Genomic DNA, 18,214 nt, shown 5'->3' with positions numbered 1-18,214 from the left:
AAAGAAATGAGTACACTTTCGGTCTAGTTTCCTTCAAGCGTTAATTTTCCAGGTGGCTCTGTTCAATTGTTTGAAAAATCGATTGATAGATCCTCAGTTGCTCCGAACGATTCGGTCGTTCGATCCCCTCTCCGAACAACCAGGTCGTCTCTTGCGTATCGTCATAGAGCATACCAGCTGCAAACGTCGGATTCGGCACCGAGATGCTTCCCTCATATGAGAGACTCGGATCAAGAAACGGTTCGATGGATTTTTGAGAGCCGATGAAGAAAAATGGAATATGTGCTTTCCGGTAGACGGAGGCATAGTCACGTCCTGCTGCCTTATGTAAGTACTCCGGCATGATCATGACGGCGTCATATTGACGTAAATCTCCTTTGATTTCCTGCAGATCAATTGAGTGGAAGTCCGGAGATTGTGTAAGAACTGGAGCCGTTCCGACGACAGCGATGGTGAGATCGATGGTACTAGCTTTTGGCGTCAACGTCGATTTTTTCAACATACACACGGTAAGCAGTAGACTGAGTGCAAGTAAAGTCATGACGGTTCTTTGTCTCATCTGTCCCTCCATGATTTCCTGATATTAGGTCTTTCACCTAGTTTCTTTATACCATAAAAATGTGTGGCGTTATGTTTTCGAACAATAGGGAAATCACAAGAATAAAGTGTCAACGGAATCCGATAAAAAAAGACTCCCTAGTTGGAGTCTTCTTACTTTTCAGCATCGATTTTTGAAGCCTTACGCGCAATGACGACAATAAAGACGATGGCACCGACAGGAATCACGAGCGGCATCCAGTCGAGGATATACTGTGCGTTCATCGTATCCCCCCTTACCTAGCAAGCTATAAGCGTAGCATATGCCAATTGCTGGGGAGTTGCAAGTCACAGTCGGGGTAGAAGCGCGTAGGCAACTGAATAATAGATCAAAACACTTGTTGAAAGCATATACCCGATGAATAAAAGGGGGGTAAATTTAGGTTTCATGCGCCGTTCGATCAAACGTAGCGATCCGATGGTGACAACAAGAGCGATAACCGGACTGAATCCGAACGCGACGATGTCGAGTGATGTCATGACATCTTCTGGTAACACGAAATGAAAGACAAAAAGTGAGAATAAGTACCAAGATGTATAGGATAAACAAACGAAGAACAGGAAAGCACCTAATTTCCGCATCCCGTTTGATCGGCTTTTTTCCATCTGTTGCATGTCGTTCCTCCTACATAAGTATCAGATACCTATAATAGTAACTGGAACTATTCGCTTAAAATATTCAAATATGAATATCCGACAAAAAACGACATTTTTTTATTCTGTAATTAAAAAAGCAAGATCCATGGTCAAATGAACCTTGCTTTCCCTCTTAAAGAGCAGGTGTTTCGACTTGGTACATCGTCGCAAGACCCGCTACTTTATTCTTGAATGTCTCTCGGCGTTCGACAGGTGCGATGATTTCTGCTTGGTTGCCGAACTGGATCAGCCACATCATGAAGCCGTCAGAAAAGAGCGCATCGACCTTAACCTCGAACCAGAGGTCATCGAGACGACGACAACGGATATCGGTCCCGAACCGGTCAACGACGGTCGGCATCAGACTCTCCTGGAATTTAAGCGTCAATTGCTCGTTCTCTCCTCCATACATGTTGAACATATTACTTAAGTAACTTGGCTCGACATAGACCGGTTCTTCCATCGGTTCGAATGCTTTACAATCAACGATTCGATCGACCCGATACGTTCGAACCTCTTTGATCCGTTCGTCTCTTCCGATCAAATAGTAATTTCCGTTATCCATCAATAGATGTGCTGGTGAAACGAGATAATGCTCGCCATCCTTGCGTAACTCGAACTTTCGCGTCCGTTCGTTGAATTTCCCTTGGTACTGGAAGCTGATGACGAAACCTTCACTGATTGCTTTCTGAATCGTATCGATTGAGCGGGACGTCATCCCTTTTGGTTTTTTGACAGTATGTAGGACCGGCTGAAGTGACTCCGCCATCTTATCACTCGTCAGGGATTGAAGCGTCTTGACGAGAGCTGTTGTCTCACTTTCCGAGATGAACTTCGCACTAGCGATGGCATCGACGAGCAATCGGAGCTGATGATGTTCAAAAGGACGACTGACGAGATGATACGGAATGGCAAGTCCATTCTTCGTCTCTTCCGCCACGACGTCGAAGCCTGATTTAGCAAGTGCTGCAATATCATCCTTTAACGATTTTCGGGATAGCTTCTCGATTAAGCCTCGTTTTGAGAGTTCCATGCTTAATTCCTCAAGCGTCAACGTATGATCTTCATCCGACTGACGTTCGAAGATTTCTCGTACAGCAAGTAAGCGGTCACGGTTTGTTAATTTTTCGTTTGACACTACGCATCCTCATTTCCTAAGTCACAATGGTTTGGTTATACTTTACAGTATACATGAAAAAGAAAATTAGATTAACAATAAAATGGTAAATATTAAGAGATAGGAGAATTTGGATGCATTGTATCGCAGAATGGAACGGTCAGCGCTTTGATTACCGGGATAGCGGAAGCGGTCCCGTCATTCTTTTAATTCATGGGACGCAGTCGGATTATCGGGAAATCTACCATGTCGAGAAATTGATTGCTGCAGGGTATCGTGTCATCGTACCATCGCGTCCGGGGTATGGGCGAACACCACTTCAACTCGCAGATAATCCAGAGGCGCTCGCGACATTTTACGCCGGGTGGCTCGCATCCCGTCAAATCGAACACTATACCGTTTACGGCATCTCAGCCGGAGGACCGACGGCGATCGCCCTTGCCGGATTGGATACGGGCGTTCATGCCCTCGTCTTAGCATGTGCGATGACGCATCGGATTTCACTTCCTTATCATCGCCTACTCATCCAACCGGTCTTGCAGCGTCCCTTGCAGTTCATTCAATGGGGGATTTGGGCGTATGTGAAGGATAAAATTCGGAAGTTTCCTGAAGAAGCGGCCGTCCGGATGGTCGAGATGACGAGTCTCTTACCACGCGAAACAATCCGTACTCACATCAGTGAGACGGATGCTTCGTTGTTATATGAGGTCGGTCTTCAAAATGGTCCAGGACGGGGTGTGTTATTCGATATCACGCAAGACTTAGGACAAGAGCGACTCGAAGCCGTCACGTGTCCGGTTTTGATCGTCCATTCAAAGTCAGACCGTGCTGTTCCGTTCGAACACGCGGAATACGCTCGACGAAGTATTCCGCATGCACAGTTCATCGAATCGAAGAGCCCCGGTCATCTCATTTGGATTGGTCCATCCGCACGTCGGGATGAACGCATGATTGAACGCTTCATCGCTTTCAATCAGATGACTTGAAGCCGAAGCCGCATCTTCAACTTCTCGTCGTCCTCTTCGATCGCAACCAGTCCCCGGTTCTTCAGTTCACCGATCGCACGACGTGTTCGATCTTGATTGAGGCGGGCACAGCGGGCGATCTCGGCGATCCCCATTCGGCACGATAATTGATTGGCCTTGATTTTTGATGAAGGCTTCGCGACGGAACGTTGTAAAAGTCGCCAAAAGACGTGTCGGGCATCTTCTGACAAGGCGTAGGCGTTCTTCTCGATCACCGGTGGCATATAGCGGACATCTTCTCGAATTCGGCGAATCAGATAAAGACTGAGCCATTCTTCGAGTTCCGCTAGAATGCGTGAGAATTCGAACCACCAGAGCTGCTCGAGTACCTCTTCTTCTTTCGTCGCCAGTTGCCAATTAGCAGGAATCTCATCAAACTCTTCCTCGAGCCAATCTTCGTAATCGAGAGCCGTCTCATATAAGACTTGTGACGGAACCTGTTCGAGCGACGTCCGATGTTTATAGATATCAAAGCTCATCCGCCGAAAATGTTCGACGGATGCAGCCACTTGGCTCAAATGAATCAATTGTTTCGTAATCAGCCGCGCCAGTCCATCCATTTCGAGGTGGATGGCATATAAGTGTTTTTCTAGCGCAATGAGCGTACTTCTCTCCATTCGACTGTTCCTCCCCCATTTGTTTTTTCGTCTTCTTGTCTTTTTCCGCAAAACCCTTATTCAAAACCAATTGTGAGCATATCGGTGTATTGACAGTGAAGTTTGGAATAGAATAAAACAATCGAATTCAAAAGGAGATGCACGATATGTATACGATTTATGGTAGCTCACGTAAAGGAAACAGTGAATGGCTCGGTGAACAAGCGTTGAAAGGCATCCCTCATGTGGCTGTCGATTTGGCGAACGTCTCGATTCAGCCGATTGAAGACCGCCGTCATCATGGTGGCTTTTTGCCGATCGGTGATGATTATCGCCGAATCGTCGAAGCGATGCTTAAACACGATGACATCCTGTTCATCACACCGATTTACTGGTACTCGATGTCGACGAAGATGAAATTATTCATCGACCGATTCAGCGAGTCACTTCGCGACGAAGAGCTCGACTTCAAAAGCCGAATGGCAGGGAAACGATTCCACTTGATTGCCGTCGGTGGAGACGATCCGCGCATCAAAGGACAGGCACTCGTCACGCAGTTCAAGCATATCGCGTCGTTCCTCGGTGCGACGCTTGAGACAACGATTCTTGCCGAAGGGAATGCACCGGGTGAGGTCGAACACGATCAAGAAGCAATTGTGGCCATCGAGGCGTTTCGCGAAAAAATGTCAGGTGCACGTGTTTAAGCACGGATCTTGAAGGGAATTATCTGAAGCAGAGCGCACGACTGTCTAGCGTACGACTCAATTCAGGAGGTGGTCAGCCATGTTCGCATCTAAAAAACGATCGAATCGCAAGTGGAAACAACTGACTTCACGCCAGCATATCCTTCATCTTGAACATTTGTATCAATCACGCGAAGAGACGATTGTTCGTGATCGCCTCTCCTTGCAACACATCATGGAACGTGCAGTCCGGACCGGACAGACGGTCCACGTCCGATTGAAACCACTGGATACGGTATCCGGTTCAATCCAAGCGATTTTTCATGACCGTGGAACGATTGAACTCGTCACATCGACAGGTATGCGCCGAATGGTGCGAGCGTCGGACGTCATCGATATCAAGTGGAAGGCAACCTAACAGCATTCAACCCCTTCTCGATGAGAGAAGGGGTTTTGATTTATATGAGTCCTTTGCCACCGAGCGGTTGATCTTCCAGTACACGTTCAACATGTTCAAGTAACGGACGCGCTTGCGTAATCAAGTGCTGTGTCACCGGTAAAGTTAAGGATGCTTGATGAGTAGCCGAATCCGTCCAAATTTCGCGAACATGCAAAACATCTGGCTCGTCAGAACGGCTGATGATGTAGTGCAGGCAGCCCGGATGCGTCGCAAGAGAAGCCGCAGCTTCAAGCAACAGGGCAATGACGTTGTCGCGTTGTCCGTTTTGAGTCGTAAATGTCGTCCATAATCCATACATCATGAGGTACCTGATAACGGTCGAACTTCCGCTCGCCAACCGTAAGATTCCCCTTCTGCGACTTGAGTCGTCGGATGAAGGAAAGCTAGTTCCATCGCATGATCTAAATCACGTGCTTCAAAGACGATCAAACTGCCGATTTGCTCCCCACTCGAGCGATCTGGTTCATCATTCGTCTGCACGACACCATCTCGCCAGTAAAATGCTTGTGTCGCTAGACCCGGGTGCCAGTCTGATAAAACGTTCACTTGTTTATTAAAGGTGTTCATCAACGCATCACAACGCGACATCAAGGCGTCAATCTCTTCCTTCGATAAAGCATCCATCTGGTCTGCATCATAATAGCCAACATATAAGAATTGCATCATCTTTCCTCCTTTCATCCTTTCCATTCCCTTCCAAGAGAAGGTTAAACAAAAGCCTCCTTGTCTCTATACTGAGAAACAGGAGGCTTACGTATCATTCATCTTTTAATTTGACATTTTGATCGGCTGGTAATGTTGTTGTCGTTTCCTCATCTTCGAGTTTCGGGACGCCAGCACCATAATCGGTTGCTTCATCCGCCACATACGATGCCGCAAACGCTGGATTCAGTAAATCAGACTTCGAACCGACGATGACAATCCGACCGTGTCGGACTTCATCTTCTAGGTCCTCGGCGACATCCTTCGTCATACCAAGCTCGGACAACTGAGCGATCCGGTCTTTCCGGTTACTCCGGACGGCTGATAATAAGGTCTCGAAGAACGACTTCTTCGTCACGCGATACGGTAACGTCTGCGTATCGTTCGCGATGCGTTCCGCGAGTTCTTCGTCTTTCGCAAAGATATAGATCTGTTTATTCGAATAACCACTTGATTTAAGGCTCGTCACTTCTGCGTCGACAGCGGTCATGTTTCGTACGATGCGCGTTTCAAGCATAAAAATCCCTCTCCTTCATGCAGCAAGCTGCTGATAAGAAGTTATACCCGAAACATAATAGTTAAAACCTGAAATTGAAAAATGGATTAAGCAGCCGTCTGGATTGCTGCTGTGCGTCGTTTTTGCCAGATCGTAAACATCGCAATCAAAATCATCAGGACGACTTGCGGGATGAGTGTCTCGATCGTCGGATAGAAGCCGATCCAGCCGGCGGTTACGAGTCCATTGATCGGATGGATCGGTAAGACGTTTGTCAGCTGCAACGCGTGCAGACTCGTACCAAGAATCTTGAATGCCATCAGATAAATTAACCAGGATGCGACTTGGAACAAACGATGGATCGGTAAACGAACACCGATCTGGATGACCGCATACGAGACGAGTCCGATGATGACGATTGCAAGACCAATCCCGGACAACAAGGCAGTCTTCGTCATCGCTGGTGCCATTCCGATGTAGAATAACAACGTCTCGGCACCTTCCCGGAAGATCGTCAAGAAACTGACGAAGAACAAGGACGTCGTTGAGAGCGTCGACAAAAAGTGTTTGCGTTTCGCGACGGCGCTTTTCGAGTGCAACCAGTAGCCGACGAACAGCATGACGACGACCGCGACGATTCCCGTATAGCCCTCGATTTGTTCGCGACCTGTTGCTGCGAATGAGGCTTGAAAGACTGTCTGCAGGATGAGGGCTAACAGACCACTTGCGATCAGACCAAGCCCGGCACCTGCCCAGACCTTACCTTCTTGTTTGGTTCGGCTTTTCCGTGCAAAGGCAACAAGTGCACTGACGATTAATAATGCTTCCAAACCTTCCCGGAGCATCACGAGCATCGCGTCGATGAACGTATAATGTGTCTTTGTTTGTAATTGTGCAATAGCATTCTCGAACGACTGGAGTTCTTGTGCCGTCTTTTGCCGAGTTTCCGGCGTCAGCCGAGCAAGTAGCAAGGGTACGTCTGATTCAAGCTGGGAATAGAGACCTTCATTTCGTGTCCGGACCTCGCCTTCGGCTCGCGGCCAGGTCTTCAGAAACGATTCGAGTGCCAGCTTCGCTTGCGGCAAATCACTTGCTGCAAGCGCGGTCTGCGCCTCTTCAAGCGGTGTCAGCAGTGACTGCAGTCCTGTTTTCTTCGCTTGGACTTGTTCTCCGTCGAGGAAGGACTGAACGGCCGTATCGAATTGATCAAGTGCCGTCTTCCACTCCTTCGTATCCGCAGGCTTTCGCGCCGCGGCGATCCGAATCGAGGCAAGCGCCATCTCGATGTTGCCATAGTGACCGACACTGTCATTTCGGACAAGACTCTCGTGCGTCGCCCATGCGGTCAACAATCGTTGCTCCGCTGCCGGACGGTCGCTCGCTTTGACCTGCCGCATCTCTTTCGTCAATGAAAGCAATTGTTTCACCTTTGCTTTCGCGACCGGATCTGTCTTCGGTTTAGTAGCTTCTTCTTGCTTCCGGACGGCAGCAGAGAGTGCTGTCAGTTGCTCGCGGACTTCCGGAAACGCTGCCGACCGTTTCGCATCGACCTGTTTGACAGCTTTCGTGATTGCCGCTTGTTGATCAGCTAAGTCTTGAGCAGCTTGTCCTAGTTCATCAATCGCTTGATTCAGTGCCGCGCGATCTTCACTTGCGACGGCAGACAAAGCTTGTCCGATTGCGACATAGAGATCATCCGTCGAAGTAGCTTGGACAGGCACCGCGTGTTGACCGGCTACAAGGAGTACAAGTAAAAGGACAAGATTACGCAAATAACGCATCACCGATGTAGCCTCCTTTCGAGATCCCACCGAAGCAGGCGAAGATGGCACTTCCACGGTGCGTGATGTATTCATTCAGTCGATCCTGTGCGGCAAGACGACGCTGAATCTCGATAAATTGTTTTGGCGAGCGCTGATACGATAAAAAGAGTAGTCCAGCGTCGAGGGCACCCGTTTTTTCATCGATGCCGTCCTGATACGAGTAGGAACGGCGTAAGATGGCTGTCTTCCCGTCTCCGTGCGCGACAGCCGTATGCGAGTCAACGGGTAAAGCAGCTTCGCCCCGTTCTTGCCGTTTCGATGGTGTAACGGAAGCGAATTCGTCTGTAGAGCCAAGTGGTGCCCCGGAAGCACGTTCGCGCCCGAAGGTCCGTTCTTGCTCTTTTAGGATCGTCCGGTCCCAGACTTCGAGATGCATCTGAATGCGACGGACAACGAGGAACGAGCCGTTCGTCAACCATGGCGTCCCGTCCTGCCACTGGCAAAAGAGTGCTTCTTTCCGGACCTGTTTATTCGAGACGTCAGGATTTCCCGTACCGTCCTTGAAGCCGAACAGATTGCGCGGTGTCCCGCCAGAGGCATCTGCTGCTTTACTGCGCTGGAAACCAGCTTGGGACCAACGCATCGCGACCGTTCCGCGCCCAACACGGACGAGGTTACGAATTGCATGGAAGACGACTTGCGCATCATCACCGCAAACTTGGACGACGAGGTCGCCTCCGCCCCATTTTTCATCTAAACGATCGAGATCGAACGTCGGCAACGGTTTAAGCGCCTCCGGTCGCTTATGACGGATGCCGAAGCGACCGTCAAACAGACTCGGACCGCACCCGAACGTAAACGTCAAGTGACCGGCCGATAATCCGTCGGCTTCCCCCGTATCTTCCGGTGGGACGTAACGGGAGTCGGAATCGCCATATGGTAACCCAGCCGCAAGTCGGGCACATAACCGTGTCCAGCGTTTTAATAAATCAACGAGTTCATCGCGTCGCTCCGTCTTGATATCAAAGGCGACAACTTGGACGTGATTTTGTGGTGGTGTCAGAATTCCCGCTTGATATGTCCCGTAGAACGGCTCTTGATCACTTGCTTCGACAGTTAATGTCCGCGGAAGAAACTTCTCAAGACCGCTGGCATATAGGGCGGCTCCGAGACTCGTCAAGCCTGCGACCTTCAGGACGTCACGCCGCGTGACGCCTTCTTGGATTGGTTTCATGCTTATCCCTCCAGTACGATGCCCATCTTCGAGAGCGGTTCCGCGAGTTCATTGATGGCGACACTCATCTGCTTGACGTCTTGTTTCGAGAGACTCGTATAGAGGACGTAGCCGTCACCCTTTTTCTTCGCGTCAAGTAATGCATGGACATCCTTGAAGCGAGCAGCGATCTCTTTTGATAACGTCGCATCTTGTTTCTTCAGCGCCGGGTTCAATAGTTCGTAGATCTTTTCAGCCCCTTCGACGTTTGCCGCGAAGTCATATAAATCGGTATGCGAATAACGGTCTTCTTCCCCTGTCACTTTTGACGTCGAGACCTCGTTTAACAAATCGGTCGCCCCCGTGACGAGTAACTCCGGTGTCACTTCGACCGTCTCGACCTTCGCCCGCAGTAAGTGGACGTCTTTCATCAATTGTTTCGCGTACGCTTCATAGCCTTTTGTCGTTCCCTTTTCAAACAACCCTTGTTCGATCCGGTGGTAGCCCCCCCACTCCGACGCTTTGACATCGCCTGCTCGCGCATCGATTTTCGGATCGAGATCACCGAACACTTCCGCGATCGGTTCCGCGCGTTCGTAATACATCCGCGTCGGTGCGTACAACGCTTTTGCTTCTTCCAGTTTGCCTGCTTGAACGGCATCGGTGAATTTTTCTGTCTCACGAACGAACGTATCGATTTCATTGATCGCATACGTCCGGTAATCGGTGACGACCTGATCGAAATTCGCCTTTTTCGGTGCTGGTTTTTCCGCTTGTTTTGCTTCACTGCAACCTGCTAAGACGACCGCGAGTGCGCCTGTCATCAATAATGCTTGTTTCATGTATGGTTCCCCCTATTACTAATTAAGTCAGTTCCTTCATCAGTATAGACGACAATGATAATCGTTATCAATAAATTTTTTGCACAATAAAAAAAGCTTGAACTGGTCATTCTTGACCAATCCAAGCGCTTTGTCAGGCATTTTCTTTTCGTTTCTTGAAATAGGTCCGTGAAATGATGAACGTCACGATTCCAAAGCCAATGAAGACGAACGCTTTTTGGAACAAGGTGAGGAATGACAAGTCAAACAATAAAAGCTTGACGGCACTGATCGTCAGGAGCAATAACCCGGACAACCGCCACGTCGACGACGTCCGCATCCGACCGATCGCGACGAGCACGAGGGCAAGGACGATATAAGCCGCGGATAACGTCGTACTACGTGCCGTCTCTTCAAGACCACGATAAAACGATAGTTCCATGATGATCAACGTATAGGTCGTAAAGACGCCGATCGCCGCTAGGACAAGTACGAGTTGCCACGACCCTTTCCAGCCCGGATCACGATGTGTCTGAACGAGGAGTAAGACAAACGCTGTCGAAGCTAGGACCATCGCTAGAACGGTCAAGGCGTAAAATAAACCTAGGTTTTGATAGGTTTCATAGTCAACGACAGCCGAGAAGATGAAGACGACATACAATCCGACGTTAAATAACCGTTGGTGTGGCATCCGCGCTCGTGGAACGAACCAGAATGCAGCAATCAAACCGGCAATCAAAAAGTAGCGCAGTTGATACGTCCAGCTGAGGGCATCTGCCGGAATCAAGAGGACGGCGACGAGTAAGGCGACGTGACCGACACCATTTTGAGCGGGATCCTTCAATCGTTCAGCGAGAAGGTAGGCAGTGCCAGCGAACAGAATCGCGATCAGCGTACCGAACGACCAGTCGAGGATCAGTAACGTCAGTAAGACGACACCCCCAGCGAGCCAACTTGGGACGTTCTTCTCAAACTGAATCCGTTTTCCGACGAAGGAAGTCGCACCGTAGCCGAAGAATGTCGCAAGTAAGAGAGACCATTCATCAAGTCGTGGTACCTGTTCATCAAGCCAGTAGAGCTCTAACGAGAGTAGACCGAACGCGAGTGCGATCGTAAAGATCACCCAAGCGAAGACGAACGCTTTTTTGGCCTTCAGTCGGTCAACCGCAAAGAAGATCGCTGCGAACAAGACGACTTCGTACAATAAGAAGAGCGGTAAGTTCGGGTCGTCCGATAATTGTAGATACGGTAATAAGAAGCCGGTGATGGATACGAGGACGAGCAAGGCTTGCGATCGCATCCAAAGCATCAGACCGTACGCGATGAAAACGACGACGAGCTCAAGTAAGAAAGCTAATGACGGTGGATAGAATTGATATAAGGCCATTCCGGCGAACAATGCCGCCAAAGCGACGATCGTACCGGTCGCGACGAGTCCGACCCCAAGTTCACGTCGCTTCTTCTCATACTGGTATTCTCCAAGGGCGATGACGAGTAAACCGATCAATACCCCACTTCCGATGCGGACAGGCGGACTGATCAGACCGGCAACCGAGGCGTAGGAGAAGAGGAACAAAGCTCCAAGTGCGGCGAATATCGCTCCAATTCGGGGTAACCAGACAGTTGCGATGACCTGTTCCCAGTCTTCGCGGGAGCGCTTTTCCTTGAATGTTGGTTTAGGAACAACCGGCTTTCGTTTCGTAAAGGCAGGACGCGGGGCTGGGCGGGCGACCGTATTTACTTCTGGTTCGCTCGGTTCAGGGGCGACAGGCGAAGTGTGCTGTCCTTCAAGGGCAGCCACGCGTTGGCGTAACGCCGCGACCTCCTGCTCGAGACGCGTGATCCGTGGATCTTCCATCTCTTCACTTCCTTTCATGGATACATTGTCATTCTTTTACACACCTAGCAGGTGAACTCCTTCATTTTACAGTAGTTTTCGTATCAATACGCCTGAAAATAAAAATCCGGTCGCGTGGAAGCGACCGGTTGAGCGTTTAACGAACAGATAACGCATATTGTCCTGTCTGATTGAAGACGGACGTGAACTGCGAGCGACTGACACTGTACTTGCCGCGGTATGGATCCGAAACGTAGAACGAACCGCTTGAGACACCCGTCACGAGCATGACGTGATAGTTCCGGTAACCTGTGAATGTTTTGCCGTCCGGTTTAATCCATGAGAAGTAGCCATATGGATTCTTGAAATCGACCGTTGCCCAGACGATGACCGGGTTTCCGCTACGGATCTCACTCTCAATCTTTGAAACACCTTGTTTTGAGATATCAACGGACCCGCTGCGGTATTTTTTCGCGAGAGGTAGAATTCCTTTCGGATAGATTCCCCAGTTCTTGTAGTAGTCGAGCGTTCCAGCGGGATTACCTGTGAACATCTTTTGTGGATCTGCCCAGTAATACTTCCCGTTTTTATACGTCGCGTTCTTCATGCTTTTCGGCATTTGATTGTAGAGAGACGCAGCAGAGACGGCTTTTTTCTTGTACTCGAGTGCCATCTTCAACGAGACGAACTCACAACCGGATGGATACCCGAGTGAATATTGGTTGTAGTACGGGACGTTTAACTGCTTCGTCGACGTTGATGGCTTTGACTTTGATACGTATTGCGTCGAGATATAACGGTAACTCCCCTTATAGAGAATCCGTGTCCAGCTCCCTGACGTGCCATATGTCGCAACCGCAACGCCTTTGTTTAATTGATCCACGACCTTATACTTCGTACCAGCGCCCGTCCGGACGTTGAGCGTATCGACCGTCGTATACTTCGTTCCTGTCGACGTGTATTTCGACGTGGACGATTTGACGTAGTTCTTGTGTATGTAGCCGGTACGGGATTTGTAGCTGATTTTATACCAGCTGCCGGATGTTCCCTTTGAAGTGTAGACGTTCCCTTTGTAGACGTTACCGAGAATCTTACTCGATGTCGACGGTTTTTCGCGGACACGCAAGACCTCCGTCGTCACGGTCAACTTCGTCGCGGCCTCAGCGATCAACGAAGGGCTGAGTACCCCAACGATAACAGCCGCTACGAGCAATGCGGATAAGAATCGTTTCATGATAGACCCCCTATGTTTAGATTTGATGAGACATTCCCCTTTTCCCAACTTTTTGAAAAAATAATCAACATTTCTTTAGAAAAATCTGAAAAATAAGGGATGTACTCATTCGTTATAGCAAAAAAAACCGACCATGCCTATAGGCACAGTCGAGTTGTCATCAACCTGCAATCAAATTAAAATTTAATTTTGGATCGTCAAGATATAAGGAGACGGTTGCGCAAAAGCCTGTTCAAGCAGGTGGGCAACAAACAAGGTATCTTCTTCTTTCACTGGAAGCGGTGCATCTTCGACGATACTGCGGTAAAAGGCACGATACATTTTACCGTAATCACCGACGGGACTCGGAATCCGGACGTCTTGTAAGTGACCATGTTCATCATGATAAATCAAACGACCGTAATCGTCTTCCGAATCCTCTCCAAAGCCCTCTTCTCCCGGGAAGTAGTTCGCTTTCAGATCGAGCTCTTGCCGATCGACGTGTTGTTTGATGAACGTACCGTTCGTTCCGTGTAACATCCACCTCGGTGCCGGAGCAAGCGCGACGTGACTCGTCCGAACGCTGACTTTTAGCTCCGGATAATAGAGATCAATCGCAAACGCATCATCGGGATTGTGCGGCAGTCGAACACTACGCACATCAAAGGCGACCTTGTCCGGTTTTCCGAATAAGGCGATGATTTGGTCAAGCGTATGAACACCGAGTCCGTAGAGTGCGCCGTTCTCATGGCGCGCATCAGCTGACGCTGCTTCGGGACGAAACAAATCAAACTGCGAGACGACTTCGACAAGTCGTCCGAGTTTTCCGGAACGGATGATTTGGGCGACGACTTGGAAGTCGCTGTCGTAACGGCGGTTTTGATAAGCGAGAATTTTGACGCCTTGCGCATGTGCTTCCGCAAATAAACGCTTCGTCTCCTCTTCCGTCACGGTAAACGGCTTTTCGACGAGAACATGCTTTTGATGTTGCAAGGCGAGCAACGCGTATTCGAAATGGGTAGCCGGTGGTGTATTGATGACGACGACATCAAGTGCCGGGTCAGCGAGCATCTCAGACACATCCGTCGTAAAACGTGCATCTGGCAGTCGATTTTGATAGGACGCGAACAGCTCCGGTTTTTCCTTCCGATTGTAAATCCAGGTGACGTGATAGTTGTCCTCGATCATCACGTACGGTAAATGGTAACGGGTCGTACTTTTGCCAAAGCCGATGAAGCCGATATTCAATCGCATCCGATCACTCCTTGAACCGTTCTTTTTCTATTACCATACCAAACGAAACGACCGTTGTCTTGATTGAACCGCTTCAGGCCGTCGCTTCGATGCGTTCATACTCGTAAATCGCGAACCCGTCCCGTGTTCCTTGATAGACGAAGCCGAATGACGTGTAATACGCATTGAGAAACTCGTTTGAAGCGACACAGTCGAGTCGTAGGATTTCCCCTTCGTCCTCTGTCACAGCAATCGCATGTTCCAGCAGTTTCCGACCGACTCCACGTCCTTTTGCGCGGTCGCTGACGACGATTCGATGGATATACAGACCTTCTACATCATCCCACAAGGATTGATCCCATTCGAGCGAAGGAAGCAGGGCAACGGAACCAAGCAGCTCGTTCTGATCCTCAAAGACATACAGGCGACCGGCTTCTAAATCTCGCACGACGAGTTGCTCGATGTCTTGCTCAAGATAAGCTGACCACTGGCTACTGCCACCAGCTTTAAGGGAGAGCGCTTTTTGCTCAAGTAGGGTTGCGATGTTTCGAACGTCTTTTGATGTAGCTTGTCGTATCATGTTATTCCTCCTGTTACAAAAAAATTCTTCTCTATCCTAACGAATGCAAAGCGAGAAGAAAACCTTTTTGCTTCAAGATTTCATGTTTGCCCATTATTTTGTGATTTTTTTCATATTCCACAATTTTATTTCGATGTAACGTATTCTTTAGGAGTGATCTGACCCCCAGTCGTCACAACGGTAAACGACCTGCTTCCCACGAGCCGGTCGTTTTTTTGGCGTTCAGGATAATTCGACCCAGCGGCGCGACAAATTCCGTGCTTGTGCCCGGTACTCGTCATCTTCAACGATCGGATTGCTGAGTCGAGGAGCGGAATCAGCATAATAGCCGCCGTTGTCAAGTGGATCGTCGGTTGTTGCAAGATAGAGCGCCGTCTTCGCACCGTATTCCGGTGTATAAAGTTTTCCGGTCCAGTATCCGACTTGCGCGACTGGTTTGAGTAACGTCTTCATCACTTTGCCGTACTTGCCGCGATAGAACAAATCCGTATTGACGATCCCGGGGTGGACGCTGACGAACGTGATCCGGTCGCCGTGCTTTTCAGCTAGCTCACGCATATGAATCATTTGCAGGAGCTTCGATTCGCGATAAGAACGCATCGGGCTGTAGTGTTCTTTTTTGACGTGCGCGATCGCCTCAAGTTCGACGTCGGTCCGGATCAAGCCGCCTTCACCGGCGAGAGAGGAAATCGAGATGACGCGCGGATCTTGTCCTTTTTCGAGTAAAGGTAACAATCGCTCGATCAAGTAGAAGTGACTCAAGTAATTGACTTGGAATTGCGATTCAAAGCCGTCCTTCGTGACATGATACGGCGGTACCATGACTCCAGCATTTAGGATCAAACGGTCGATTCGACCCACCATGTCGAACAGGCGATCCGCAAAACGACGGACGGAGTCAAGTTGATCCAGTTGCACAATCTCGATTTCCAGTTGTGTATGCGATACACCGTTTTCCCGCAACAGTTGAACGAGTGCCGTCGCTTTTTTCTGAGACCGGACGGTCGCGATGACACGATCTCCCCGCTCCAGTAATTCTTGAATCGTGACCATTCCCATACCAGAATTGGCACCCGTGACGATACAGATGTTCATCCCTCTTCCTCCTTGATGTTCCATTTTGAACGCACTAGTCCTGCTTCTAGTTTTCCTTTTTCTATTCGTTTATACACCTTATTTCGGTATTATTTTTCGAAATTTTCAAAAAATAACGTATACTAAGAAGAGAGCATGTCATCAAGAAAGAGGTGGTAGGATGGAAGAAGGTACGATTTTGTTCGTCGCAGGCACACTATTACTGATTGCAATCATCACGACGAAGTTTGCTGTCCGGTTAAATGTACCGACGTTGATCCTATTCGTCGTTGTCGGTATCGTCGCCGGGTCCGACGTTTCAGGAATCATCAACTTCGGTGATTTTGAACAAGCCCGTCTCTATGGGACAATGGCGCTCGTCTTGATTCTATTTGACGGTGGCTTGCATACAAAATGGACGCATTTCCGAAAGATTCTCCCTGCTGCCCTGTCGCTCGCGACCATCGGAGTCCTCGCAACGACAGGAATCATCGCTTTCGTCGCACATTATCTGCTTGATTTTTCTTGGCCGGTCGCGTTATTGATCGGCGCACTCGTCGGCTCAACCGATGCGGCGGCTGTCTTTTCTCTGTTAAGTGGACGACCGGTCGATGCTAATGTCAAACATACGCTTGAAGCGGAGTCTGGAACGAACGACCCTATGGCTGTCTTTCTCACGATCTTATTCACATCGTTTGCATTGGCACCGGAATCGTTCTCGATTGGTGCGGGTATTCTTTCCTTCATCTACGAGATGGGACTTGGGACACTAGTTGGTCTTGCAATCGGGTATCTCGTCACGCAACTGCTGAACCGGATCGAGTTGCCATCGTCCGCCCTTTATCCGACGCTTCTGTTCAGTGGGGCGCTCTTCTCGTATGGTCTCGCGACGATTTTGCACGCCAGTGGGTTTCTCGCCGTCTATCTGACCGGAATCTGGATCAACAATCATGATATGATCTACCGCGAGACGCTCAAACGATTTAGTGGTAGCTTGTCGCATCTAGCAGAGATCGGCATGTTCATCATGCTCGGACTGCTCGTCTTTCCAAAACAATTACTCGATCCTCGGACCTTGTTCGTCTCGGCCGTCATCGTCCTGACGTTGATCCTGCTCGCTCGTCCACTTGCCGTCGTCTTATCGCTACTTCCGTTTCAGTACACGGTCAAAGAACAGAGTGTCATCACGGCAGCTGGTCTACGTGGAGCCGTTCCGATCATTCTCGCGACCTATCCGCTTTCGAGTGGTCTTTCTGATGCGCCGCTTCTTTTCAATATCGTCTTCTTCACCGTCATGACGTCTGCTCTTTTGCAAGGAACGGCCTTGCCGTGGATCGTCCGGCGAATGGGGCTAGAGACACAGCCCGACACGACCGTCGAACGGTTCCTGAAATTCATGACCGTCACCCATCCGCAAGCGGAGATCATCGAGGTCAGGGTCTCGACAAACAGTGTGATTGCCGGAAGAACGTTACAGGATATCGAGATGCCCCAGGATGTGCTCGTCGTTGCGATCATTCGTGAAGATGAAATCCTGACGCCGCGTGGTCAGACACGTGTCCTCGTAGACGATCAACTGTTGATTTTAACACCTAAACAAGCGGATCAGGACGTGCGACGGCTGATCGCGTCACTCGGAATATAGATCATTTGACACATCCTCCAGTAGGGTGTGTTTTTTGATATAGATTGATATACTCAAAAAGGAAAATAAAGGAGGAACCTTGATGTTGAATCGATTACTTGCCGTTATTGTGACAACCGTCCTCGTTAGTACCGTTCTGACGTACATATCCTTTACGCCGCTCGCAAAAAGGCAATCGGATACGATGTATGAATCATTCGGTTCAACATTTTTGTTTTACGTCTTAGCGACCTTGCCGATCATCTTGCTGTCCGGCTTCTTACTCGACTTCCTTATCGGCATGATCATCAACCGGTCATCGACGACATTAGCGTATGTGCCGACAGTCCTCGGTTACGGAGTGTACGGTATCGTGATCGCGAGTCTCCTGATTCTTTTGACGACGAAGGACGCATTTGACCTGCCGCTTTCTTTTACGATCGCTGCTCTGACAGCAATGATCTTTTACAGTCTGTCCGTCGTCTTTAATCGATTGTCACAGCACGCGCACTAAAAAAACGAACAGACACGTCTGCTTACTCGC

Annotated in this window: 20 protein-coding genes; 5 read left to right on the top strand and 15 right to left on the bottom strand. The window is 49.3% G+C overall.

Translation table 11 applies throughout. The features are described from left to right. Positions 1-40 precede the first annotated feature (40 nt). The 3 genes from B4F99_RS12580 to B4F99_RS12570 all read right to left on the bottom strand — a co-directional run bounded on the left by B4F99_RS12580 (position 41) and on the right by B4F99_RS12570 (position 2,371). A complete protein-coding gene (locus B4F99_RS12580; RefSeq protein ID WP_290750411.1) occupies positions 41-559 on the bottom strand; it encodes a hypothetical protein in 519 nt (172 codons plus the stop codon). Positions 560-885: 326 nt separating this feature from the next. After that, complete coding sequence (locus B4F99_RS12575; RefSeq protein WP_290750408.1) at positions 886-1,212, bottom strand: hypothetical protein; 327 nt, start codon at positions 1,210-1,212, stop codon at positions 886-888. A gap of 154 nt (positions 1,213-1,366) precedes the next feature. Further along, positions 1,367-2,371, bottom strand: coding sequence for a helix-turn-helix transcriptional regulator (locus B4F99_RS12570; RefSeq protein ID WP_290750405.1), 1,005 nt, complete (start codon positions 2,369-2,371; stop codon positions 1,367-1,369). Between the two features lie 113 nt (positions 2,372-2,484). Between B4F99_RS12570 and B4F99_RS12565 the strand changes: the two genes are divergently transcribed. Further along, on the top strand, positions 2,485-3,336 hold the full coding sequence (locus tag B4F99_RS12565) for an alpha/beta fold hydrolase (RefSeq protein WP_290758452.1): 852 nt from the start codon (positions 2,485-2,487) through the stop codon (positions 3,334-3,336). On the opposite strand, the gene B4F99_RS12560 is transcribed toward B4F99_RS12565, so the two are convergent. Continuing rightward, positions 3,324-3,992, bottom strand: a complete 669-nt coding sequence (locus B4F99_RS12560; RefSeq protein ID WP_214853785.1) for a hypothetical protein — start codon at positions 3,990-3,992, stop codon at positions 3,324-3,326. The two genes, B4F99_RS12565 and B4F99_RS12560, sit on opposite strands and share 13 nt — an antisense overlap. A 146-nt stretch (positions 3,993-4,138) precedes the next feature. On the opposite strand from B4F99_RS12560, the gene B4F99_RS12555 reads away from it, so the two are divergent. Both B4F99_RS12555 and B4F99_RS12550 read left to right on the top strand, forming a co-directional pair. Further along, positions 4,139-4,675, top strand: coding sequence for a flavodoxin family protein (locus tag B4F99_RS12555; protein WP_214853782.1), 537 nt, complete (start codon positions 4,139-4,141; stop codon positions 4,673-4,675). A gap of 79 nt (positions 4,676-4,754) precedes the next feature. After that, positions 4,755-5,072 (top strand): hypothetical protein, encoded by a 318-nt coding sequence (locus tag B4F99_RS12550; RefSeq protein WP_214853779.1) that lies wholly within the window; start codon positions 4,755-4,757, stop codon positions 5,070-5,072. Positions 5,073-5,112: 40 nt separating this feature from the next. On the opposite strand, the gene B4F99_RS12545 is transcribed toward B4F99_RS12550, so the two are convergent. From B4F99_RS12545 to B4F99_RS12495, 11 genes are all read right to left on the bottom strand, one after another. Then, on the bottom strand, positions 5,113-5,412 hold the full coding sequence (locus B4F99_RS12545; RefSeq protein WP_290758447.1) for a putative quinol monooxygenase: 300 nt from the start codon (positions 5,410-5,412) through the stop codon (positions 5,113-5,115). Next, on the bottom strand, positions 5,412-5,777 hold the full coding sequence (locus B4F99_RS12540) for a YciI family protein (RefSeq protein ID WP_035407990.1): 366 nt from the start codon (positions 5,775-5,777) through the stop codon (positions 5,412-5,414). The genes B4F99_RS12545 and B4F99_RS12540 overlap by 1 nt, the downstream gene beginning before the upstream one ends. 94 nt (positions 5,778-5,871) lie before the next feature. Further along, a complete protein-coding gene (locus B4F99_RS12535; RefSeq protein ID WP_035407992.1) occupies positions 5,872-6,333 on the bottom strand; it encodes a general stress protein in 462 nt (153 codons plus the stop codon). A gap of 86 nt (positions 6,334-6,419) precedes the next feature. Then, positions 6,420-8,093, bottom strand: a complete 1,674-nt coding sequence (locus B4F99_RS12530; protein WP_290759473.1) for an FTR1 family iron permease — start codon at positions 8,091-8,093, stop codon at positions 6,420-6,422. Next, positions 8,077-9,309 carry an iron uptake transporter deferrochelatase/peroxidase subunit gene (gene efeB / locus B4F99_RS12525; protein WP_251137841.1) on the bottom strand — a complete coding sequence of 411 codons (1,233 nt, stop codon included), beginning with the start codon at positions 9,307-9,309 and terminating at the stop codon, positions 8,077-8,079. Before efeB ends, B4F99_RS12530 begins: the two co-directional genes overlap by 17 nt. A gap of 2 nt (positions 9,310-9,311) precedes the next feature. Then, the gene (efeO, locus tag B4F99_RS12520; protein WP_214853776.1) at positions 9,312-10,130 is read right to left on the bottom strand and encodes an iron uptake system protein EfeO; all 819 of its coding nucleotides are present in this window, start codon (positions 10,128-10,130) and stop codon (positions 9,312-9,314) included. Positions 10,131-10,263: 133 nt separating this feature from the next. Next, the gene (locus B4F99_RS12515; protein WP_290758442.1) at positions 10,264-11,967 is read right to left on the bottom strand and encodes a DUF2339 domain-containing protein; all 1,704 of its coding nucleotides are present in this window, start codon (positions 11,965-11,967) and stop codon (positions 10,264-10,266) included. 136 nt (positions 11,968-12,103) lie between these two features. Next, positions 12,104-13,180 (bottom strand): C39 family peptidase, encoded by a 1,077-nt coding sequence (locus tag B4F99_RS12510; RefSeq protein WP_290758439.1) that lies wholly within the window; start codon positions 13,178-13,180, stop codon positions 12,104-12,106. 183 nt (positions 13,181-13,363) lie between these two features. After that, positions 13,364-14,413: an oxidoreductase gene (locus B4F99_RS12505; RefSeq protein WP_290758436.1), complete on the bottom strand. Its 1,050-nt coding sequence runs from the start codon at positions 14,411-14,413 to the stop codon at positions 13,364-13,366. Positions 14,414-14,486: 73 nt separating this feature from the next. After that, positions 14,487-14,972: a GNAT family N-acetyltransferase gene (locus tag B4F99_RS12500; RefSeq protein ID WP_214853766.1), complete on the bottom strand. Its 486-nt coding sequence runs from the start codon at positions 14,970-14,972 to the stop codon at positions 14,487-14,489. Between the two features lie 222 nt (positions 14,973-15,194). Continuing rightward, entirely contained in the window at positions 15,195-16,067 is an 873-nt protein-coding gene (locus B4F99_RS12495; RefSeq protein WP_035408008.1) for an SDR family NAD(P)-dependent oxidoreductase, read from the bottom strand. A 160-nt stretch (positions 16,068-16,227) separates the two neighbouring features. Here B4F99_RS12495 and B4F99_RS12490 point away from each other — a divergent pair, with 160 nt between their 5' ends. Together B4F99_RS12490 and B4F99_RS12485 are read left to right on the top strand one after the other, a co-directional pair. Beyond that, positions 16,228-17,691 carry a potassium/proton antiporter gene (locus tag B4F99_RS12490; protein ID WP_290758432.1) on the top strand — a complete coding sequence of 488 codons (1,464 nt, stop codon included), beginning with the start codon at positions 16,228-16,230 and terminating at the stop codon, positions 17,689-17,691. Positions 17,692-17,773: 82 nt separating this feature from the next. Beyond that, on the top strand, positions 17,774-18,184 hold the full coding sequence (locus tag B4F99_RS12485; RefSeq protein WP_290758429.1) for a hypothetical protein: 411 nt from the start codon (positions 17,774-17,776) through the stop codon (positions 18,182-18,184). Positions 18,185-18,214 lie beyond the last annotated feature (30 nt).

The organism is Exiguobacterium sp. UBA3491 (genome assembly GCF_002377745.1).
GTDB lineage: Bacteria > Bacillota > Bacilli > Exiguobacteriales > Exiguobacteriaceae > Exiguobacterium_A.
This window is presented reverse-complemented; position numbering and strand designations above follow the sequence as displayed.

What these genes read in the sequence shown, in the direction of transcription:
- B4F99_RS12555 (WP_214853782.1), top strand. Translation starts at nt 4,139, where the DNA reads ATGTATACGATTTATGGTAGCTCACGTAAAGGAAACAGTGAATGGCTC.
- B4F99_RS12575 (WP_290750408.1), bottom strand. Translation starts at nt 1,212, where the DNA reads ATGCAACAGATGGAAAAAAGCCGATCAAACGGGATGCGGAAATTAGGT.
- efeB (WP_251137841.1), bottom strand. Translation starts at nt 9,309, where the DNA reads ATGAAACCAATCCAAGAAGGCGTCACGCGGCGTGACGTCCTGAAGGTC.
- efeO (WP_214853776.1), bottom strand. Translation starts at nt 10,130, where the DNA reads ATGAAACAAGCATTATTGATGACAGGCGCACTCGCGGTCGTCTTAGCA.
- B4F99_RS12490 (WP_290758432.1), top strand. Translation starts at nt 16,228, where the DNA reads ATGGAAGAAGGTACGATTTTGTTCGTCGCAGGCACACTATTACTGATT.
- B4F99_RS12550 (WP_214853779.1), top strand. Translation starts at nt 4,755, where the DNA reads ATGTTCGCATCTAAAAAACGATCGAATCGCAAGTGGAAACAACTGACT.
- B4F99_RS12580 (WP_290750411.1), bottom strand. Translation starts at nt 559, where the DNA reads ATGAGACAAAGAACCGTCATGACTTTACTTGCACTCAGTCTACTGCTT.
- B4F99_RS12485 (WP_290758429.1), top strand. Translation starts at nt 17,774, where the DNA reads ATGTTGAATCGATTACTTGCCGTTATTGTGACAACCGTCCTCGTTAGT.
- B4F99_RS12565 (WP_290758452.1), top strand. Translation starts at nt 2,485, where the DNA reads ATGCATTGTATCGCAGAATGGAACGGTCAGCGCTTTGATTACCGGGAT.
- B4F99_RS12495 (WP_035408008.1), bottom strand. Translation starts at nt 16,067, where the DNA reads ATGAACATCTGTATCGTCACGGGTGCCAATTCTGGTATGGGAATGGTC.
- B4F99_RS12505 (WP_290758436.1), bottom strand. Translation starts at nt 14,413, where the DNA reads ATGCGATTGAATATCGGCTTCATCGGCTTTGGCAAAAGTACGACCCGT.
- B4F99_RS12510 (WP_290758439.1), bottom strand. Translation starts at nt 13,180, where the DNA reads ATGAAACGATTCTTATCCGCATTGCTCGTAGCGGCTGTTATCGTTGGG.
- B4F99_RS12530 (WP_290759473.1), bottom strand. Translation starts at nt 8,093, where the DNA reads ATGCGTTATTTGCGTAATCTTGTCCTTTTACTTGTACTCCTTGTAGCC.
- B4F99_RS12560 (WP_214853785.1), bottom strand. Translation starts at nt 3,992, where the DNA reads ATGGAGAGAAGTACGCTCATTGCGCTAGAAAAACACTTATATGCCATC.
- B4F99_RS12515 (WP_290758442.1), bottom strand. Translation starts at nt 11,967, where the DNA reads ATGGAAGATCCACGGATCACGCGTCTCGAGCAGGAGGTCGCGGCGTTA.
- B4F99_RS12545 (WP_290758447.1), bottom strand. Translation starts at nt 5,412, where the DNA reads ATGTATGGATTATGGACGACATTTACGACTCAAAACGGACAACGCGAC.
- B4F99_RS12540 (WP_035407990.1), bottom strand. Translation starts at nt 5,777, where the DNA reads ATGCAATTCTTATATGTTGGCTATTATGATGCAGACCAGATGGATGCT.
- B4F99_RS12500 (WP_214853766.1), bottom strand. Translation starts at nt 14,972, where the DNA reads ATGATACGACAAGCTACATCAAAAGACGTTCGAAACATCGCAACCCTA.
- B4F99_RS12535 (WP_035407992.1), bottom strand. Translation starts at nt 6,333, where the DNA reads ATGCTTGAAACGCGCATCGTACGAAACATGACCGCTGTCGACGCAGAA.